This window comes from uncultured Zoogloea sp. (genome assembly GCF_937894855.1).
GTDB lineage: Bacteria > Pseudomonadota > Gammaproteobacteria > Burkholderiales > Rhodocyclaceae > Zoogloea > Zoogloea oryzae.
On the sequence record NZ_CALAYQ010000160.1, the window covers coordinates 1 to 6,375 of the forward strand.

The following is a 6,375-nucleotide window of genomic DNA, read 5'->3' on the forward strand; positions in this document are numbered from 1 at the left end:
CGCCTTCAAGCCCCTGGGCGAGGAGGTCTCGGAGATGCTCGAGTACATCCCGGCCCGCTTCAAGGTGATTCGCCATGTGCGCCCCAAGCTCGCCTGCGCCCGCTGCGATCACATCGCCCAGGCCGAGGCGCCCAGCCGGCCCATCGCGCGGGGCTTTGCCGGGCCGGCGCTGTTGGCCCATGTGCTGGTGGGCAAGTTCTGTGATCACCTGCCCCTCTATCGGCAAAGCACCATCTTCGCCCGCAGCGGGCTCACCCTGGAGCGCGCCCTCCTGGCCGACTGGGTCGGGCAATGCCATACCCTGCTCAGCCCCCTGGTCGAGGCGGTGAAGCGCTACGTGATGGCCGCTGGCAAGGTGCATGCCGACGATACCCCCTTGCCGGTGCTCTCACCGGGGCGGGGCGAGACGAAGACCGGGCGGCTGTGGGCCTATGTGCGCGACGATCGACCGGCCGCCAGCCTGGATCCGCCGGCGGTGTGGTTCGCCTACTCGGAGAACCGCAAGGGGCTCCACCCCCAAGCCCACCTCGCCCCCTTCAAGGGCGTCTTGCAGGCGGACGCCTACGCGGGGTTCGACGCGCTCTTCGAGGGCGGAGCGATCGTCGAGGCCGCCTGCTGGGCTCATGTGAGGAGGAAGTTCTACGACATCCACCGGGCGAGCGCCTCGCCCCTGGCCGCCGAGGCGCTGACCCGGATCCAGGCGCTGTATGCCATCGAAGCCCGGGCGCGCGGCAAGCCGCCCGCCGAGCGGGCGCTGCTGCGCCGGCAGGAGGCCGCCCCGCGCCTGGCGGAGCTACATGACTGGCTGCAAGCGCAGAGCAAACGGGTGTCGCGCAAATCCGACCTGATGCAGGCCATCGGCTACGCGCTCAATCAATGGCCGGCCCTGGTCCGCTACAGCACGAACGGCCATCTCGAGATCGACAACAATGCCGCCGAACGCGCGCTGCGGGCGGTCGCCGTGGGGAGGAAGAACTTTCTCTTCGCAGGATCGGATGCTGGCGGCGAGCGGGCGGCCGCGATGTACAGTTTGATCGGTACCGCCACACTGAGCGGGCTCGACCCGGAGGCCTACCTGCGCGAAGTGCTCACGCGGATCGCCGAACACCCGATCAACCGGATCGACGAACTGCTGCCCTGGAACCTCGATCCTGCCAAGCCCCTTCTCAAAGCCGCCTGACATGAGCACCGTCGTCCCCCTCAAGCCGCGCACCCGCAAACTGGCCGATCTGTTGCAACTGCGCATTGACCTTGCCGGGATCAAGCCCGCCATCTGGCGTCGGATCGTCGTGCCCGAGTCGATCACCCTCGCCAAGCTTCATCACGTCATCCAGTGCGTCATGGGCTGGCACGGCGGGCATCTGCACGAATTCGAGATCGCCGGAGAGCGCTACGGCATCCCCGATCCAGAGTTCGACTGGGGCGACCCGCCTCGTTCCGAGCAGCGCATCCAGCTCAAGACCGCGCTGGGGGGCATGAAGTCGTTCAAGTACATCTACGACTTCGGCGATCACTGGGAACACCGGATCAAGGTGGAGAAACGCCACCCGCCGGATCCCATCCTATCGGCCAGCGCCCTGTGCCTCACCGGCGCCAACGCGGCACCACCCGAAGACGTGGGCGGCGCACCGGGCTACGCCGACTTCCTCGAGGCCATCCTCGACCCGGACCACCCCGAGCATCAGGAGATGCGAGCGTGGTGCGGGGAGGACTTCGAGCCCGGGCGCTTTGATTTGTCTGAGGTGAATGAGCGCTTGGAGAGGCTGAAGGTCTGAGGCGTCAAGACGGGGGCGGGACGACGCTTACGGTGCTCAAGCTACTGCTTCACCTGGACGTCGGCGTTCCGCTGTTCAAGCCTCTGCTCACCGACACTCTCATCTTCGACTTCCAAGCCTACGAACTCAGCGTCGTCCAGCGTGCCGTGGTTGGCGCTGCTGCCGGTGTGGAACGGATGGAGCTGGGCACCTGGGACATCGAAGCCGCCCGCCGTGCCAACGCGGCCATCCAGAAAGGACAGTGAGATGGCCAGCGAAACCGCCACCGCCCAAGACGCCCAGTTCCGTCTGGTCAGCCTCGCACCGGATGTCTGCCTCACGCCGAGCAAGCAAGGCGTGCCGGTCCCTTACCCCATCACCCACACGATGGACATGAGCCAACACTGCTCGCCCAACGTCTTCTTCCAGGGTAAGGCCGCCTATCTTCACAACCAGAGCTTCGTCGACAAAGTGACGGGCGACGAAGCGGGCGGCGGCAAAGGCGTGGTCAGCCAGACCCACACCACGATCAGCCACAACATCGGCAAAAGCGGCTCGGTCTACGTGAATGGCCAACCGATTGTGCGCACCGGCGACAGTGTCTGGATGAACTGGAAAGCACCGTGAGCGGCAAGGGCAAAGTCAAACCCAACAATCAAGCCGCGCCTGGCCCGATCGGCAACACCCAGGGGCTGATCGTCCCGCAAACCCAGCCCAACGCCAGCGGCCCCGGCAACAGCGCCCCACCGCCAAAACCCACCCCCAAAGAAGAAGGCTGGTGGAATCGCTGGGGCTCGGACGCACTACACACCACGCTTGATGTGGTCGGGTTGATTCCGGGCGTCGGAGAAGTGGCAGACGGCGCCAATGCCTTGATCTATCTTGCGGAAGGGGACAAAGTCAGCGCCGCTCTGAGCGCGGCGGCGATGGTGCCCTTTGGCGGCATGGCCGCAACGGCCGGGAAAATAGCCAGGAAGGGCGCACAGGCGCTCGAAAAGCAAGCAGCCAAGAAGGCCGTCGAGGAGGCGGCGGCGCATTCGGCAAAAGAAGCGGCACAGAAGGCTGCCAAGGAAAAGCTGGAGCGGGAGGCGGCGAAGAAGGCGAAAAAGGCGTCAGGCAAATCCGAAGGTGGCGTTGTTAAACAGCAAATGAAGAAGCACGATGTAAAGTGCTTTAAGAAGAATAAGAAAGGCGACCCAGCCGAGTATGATCGGCAGCTCCGAGACCAAGAGCAAGGTATGAATCAGATGACGGTTGAGGAGTATTTGAACGGGCGAGCAAAATTCGAGGAGTTTGGTCGTAAGGGGACTGGTGCTGCACAGGTGGAAGCTCGCAAACAGTATGCGGAAGAAATTTTTGAAGAATCCAAGAATAGGCTATTAGATCAAGGTGAGTTTGGTGAGGCTGCACTAAAAAAAGCCAAAGAAATGACTAAGAAGCGAATGGATTCGTTGGCCGCCTTGCATAGCCCGGATTTGATAGCAGGTGGTAAGGATGTGGTTACTTCGATGGGCGATCGGGGGGTTAATTCCTCAATCGGGCGTCAGTGGCGGGAACGAGTGAAGAGCTTGGATGATGCCGCTAAAAAGACACTTGAGAAATACGGCAAAGAGGCAAAGATGAACGTGAAACTAAAGCGTTGCAAATGATATAAGGAGGCTGATGTGGATAAATTCATGGAGGAATTTCTAGGGTTTTCAGGGTTTGGGCCAGCTTTTTCATGTCACCCCGTCCCACCTGAAACAATCGAAAAATTCCGCGGTAGATTGCCTGACAAGTTGCTCGAATATTGGCAGCTTTACGGTTGGTGTGGTTATGCTAAGGGGCTTTTTTGGACGGTTGATCCGGAAGCGTGGGAAGAAACGATGCTCGATTGGATTGGAAACACGCCGTTCATGGCGCAAGATACCTATCATGTAATAGCGCGAACTGCTTTTGGCGGGTTGATACTGTGGGGAGAAAAAACGGGTCAGTCGCTCAAGGTGTTGACCGCCTGGGGAATGATTTTTCCCAAATTTAATCCAGAGCAATTCGCCCGAAGAGGGGCCGATCAGTCGCTACAGTTTTTTTTCGCATCCATTTCGCGCGAAAGCTTCGATCTTATGGACGACAAGGGCCATCCGCTATTCGAGCGCGCCTTGGCGAAGCTCGGCCCGCTTGACCACGATACTGTGTACGGCTTTGTCCCCGCACTGGCATTAAGTGGCAGCCCATCGCTGCAAAGCTTACAAAAGCTTGATGCGCATGTGCATCTCAGTATTTTGTCGCAGGTCACTGAGCGACAGGTAATGCGGGATATCAATGCGGATGCGCGGGCTGCTGGCTTGATGTAGGGCGATAGCCGCACATTCCACCCTTGACGCAAGTATAGTGGGGCAGGGGGTGGTCAATGGAGGAGCTTGGCGCCTGACGGATCTCGAGCCGGTCGCGGCGGTCCCGCTTTGCTACAAAACGCCCGGGGTGGAGCATGTATCTGACTACCGCCTCAGCCCAATGGCCCGGCGGTCGAAGCGCAAATCCTCACGCGAGAGGTCCGCAATTCCATCGGCTGAGGCTTCCGATAGGGTCAAGGCTGCGTGCGCTGTGGAATACTTGAAAAGCTCAGGTGCCGCGATGGAGAGCTGCGAGGTAGTTGAATGCGATGTAACTTTGACGGCTTGTCGGGGGATCGACCGCGCATATCTTGAAAAAGGCTGCACATCGCCATCATGTTTCGATAAGTGATGGATCAATCGTACGACGTACCGCGGCCCCTCGGACCAACGCTTTCCGCTAAAGAGAGAATACAAGATGGCAAATTTTCGCATCCCCGGTCCGCTGTGCGCGACACGCCACCTGTGGTCTATTGATGACGGCACGCTCCCCCGCTGCAGCACGCCCCGCCCCGGCAGCATTTGCGCCAGTTCGGACAACTATCCGACTCCGGTTTCCTGGCAGCAGCGCCGCCCGCCGCATGCCATCGATCTGGAGTTCCTGTTCCGTGAGTGTCGCAACCCCGAAAGGGGGCTGAGTGCAGCCGATTACGCCGCAGCTGCCGACCAGCTCAAAGTGGATGTCGCTGCCATCCAGGCAATCGCCGAAGTCGAGACCAGCGGTCACGCATTCGACGAGTCTGGACGACCACGGATACTTTTCGAGCGCCACTATTTTCACCGTTATACGGCTGCCAAGTATGACGTTGAGCATCCAGGTATTTCGAGCGCCAAGCAAGGCGGCTACGGAAAATTCTCGGCCCAATACGCAAAGCTGGAAGAGGCGTACCGGCTTGCGCCTGAGGCAGCATTGCGTTCGGCGTCATGGGGCCGGTTTCAGATCATGGGTGACAATTTCAAGGCGGCCGGTTATACGTCCGTTGAGGCGTTCGTACTGGCGATGAGCCAGTCGGAGTCAGAGCATCTGAAGGCGTTCACCCATTTCGTAATGAGCAACAAGACCATGCTGTCCGCACTACGCGAGCACGACTGGGCGCGCTTTGCGAAAGCCTATAACGGGCCGGGCTATCTGAAGAACGCTTACGACACAAAGCTGCGGGATGCTCATCGGCGCTATGTCGCCCTGGCGGCGCAGAATACAGCGGGTTCCAATCTACCATGAAGCAGCTCATCACCCTTTTGTGTGCGGGCCTGATCAGCGGCTCTGTGGCCACTGCGCCGCCGCAAGCATCCGGCGGCCTGTGCGCCGAACGGGAAGATATCTACTTTTCTTGCCAGACAAGTCTTGGCCGCTGGGTCGCGCTGTGTGGAGGCGGGAACGATAAGATCCAGTACCGCTTCGGTAGAGTAGGACACATCGAACTCGCTTTTCCAGGCGCCGATGGTGGTCGTCATGTCTTTCGCTACGCCCATTATTTTCGGGCGGGTGTCGACAGAATAGAGGTGCTCTTTCGCAACGAGGGCTTCGACTACGCTGTGTTCGATTACAGCGAGAGGGGTGGCCGCACGGCGGGGGTCCGCGTCGCCAGCGATTCGGGCGGGGAGAGAGAGTTCAAGTGCCGTGGAGGCATCAGAAGCCGCTTGGCCAAACTTGAAGGATTCCTTCCTTGTGATCAGGACAACGCGCTGAACCTGGGATCATGTTCAGCACCGTCCGGCCAGCGCTGACACTGGCAGATATCCTCGCGAGCCAACGTGCAATAATCTTCGCCCGTCCGACAGTCATTCGGATGCAGAATCAACTGGTTGCGATCTGAATTCTTGCGTTTGTCCTGCGCGATATCGAGCAGTCTGGTATTCTGCAATAGATGGGAAATGCATTTTTTAGCCCAATGATATACGTTGCGTAGCTTAAGCGCTGCTGTGCCAGAATCCTACGCTTGATCTTCCCTTGACCCGTGGGCACACGTCTATGCGCATCTCCGTCATCAGCTTCAATGGCGCCCCGCCTGCCCGCCCGGCGGCCTTCGATTTCGACAGCCGCGGTGGGGCGATCGGGCGGGAGGAGGGCAACGAGCTGGTTCTGCCCGATCCCGAGCGGCACATTTCCCGTGTTCAGGCGCGGGTAGAGTTCGACGGTGGGCAGTTTGTGCTGGTCGATATGGGCGGCAACCCGTCGTCGGTGAACGACCGGCCGGTGGGGCGCGGCAACCGGGTGGCGCTGGTGGGGGGCGACCGGATCGTCATCG

General features: G+C 60.4%; 9 protein-coding genes. All 9 read left to right on the forward strand.

From position 1 onward, the window contains the following. On the forward strand, positions 1–1,180 hold a 1,180-nt coding region (locus Q0672_RS18150; RefSeq protein ID WP_298624517.1), incomplete at its 5' end, for an IS66 family transposase. Between the two features lies 1 nt (position 1,181). Further along, positions 1,182–1,775, forward strand: a complete 594-nt coding sequence (locus tag Q0672_RS18155; protein WP_298624519.1) for a plasmid pRiA4b ORF-3 family protein — start codon at positions 1,182–1,184, stop codon at positions 1,773–1,775. 32 nt (positions 1,776–1,807) lie between these two features. Further along, complete coding sequence (locus Q0672_RS18160) at positions 1,808–2,020, forward strand: hypothetical protein (protein WP_298624521.1); 213 nt, start codon at positions 1,808–1,810, stop codon at positions 2,018–2,020. 1 nt (position 2,021) lies between these two features. Next, the gene (locus Q0672_RS18165; RefSeq protein ID WP_298624523.1) at positions 2,022–2,381 is read left to right on the forward strand and encodes a DUF4150 domain-containing protein; all 360 of its coding nucleotides are present in this window, start codon (positions 2,022–2,024) and stop codon (positions 2,379–2,381) included. Then, on the forward strand, positions 2,378–3,403 hold the full coding sequence (locus Q0672_RS18170) for a polymorphic toxin type 15 domain-containing protein (RefSeq protein ID WP_298624525.1): 1,026 nt from the start codon (positions 2,378–2,380) through the stop codon (positions 3,401–3,403). The genes Q0672_RS18165 and Q0672_RS18170 overlap by 4 nt, the downstream gene beginning before the upstream one ends. A 15-nt stretch (positions 3,404–3,418) precedes the next feature. After that, positions 3,419–4,087 (forward strand): GAD-like domain-containing protein, encoded by a 669-nt coding sequence (locus tag Q0672_RS18175; protein ID WP_298624528.1) that lies wholly within the window; start codon positions 3,419–3,421, stop codon positions 4,085–4,087. Positions 4,088–4,544: 457 nt separating this feature from the next. Further along, positions 4,545–5,348, forward strand: coding sequence for an N-acetylmuramidase family protein (locus Q0672_RS18180; protein WP_298624530.1), 804 nt, complete (start codon positions 4,545–4,547; stop codon positions 5,346–5,348). Next, positions 5,345–5,854 carry a hypothetical protein gene (locus Q0672_RS18185; RefSeq protein ID WP_298624532.1) on the forward strand — a complete coding sequence of 170 codons (510 nt, stop codon included), beginning with the start codon at positions 5,345–5,347 and terminating at the stop codon, positions 5,852–5,854. Before Q0672_RS18180 ends, Q0672_RS18185 begins: the two co-directional genes overlap by 4 nt. Positions 5,855–6,098: 244 nt before the next feature. Next, a partial coding sequence (locus tag Q0672_RS18190; RefSeq protein WP_298624534.1) for an FHA domain-containing protein occupies positions 6,099–6,375 on the forward strand: 277 nt, incomplete at its 3' end.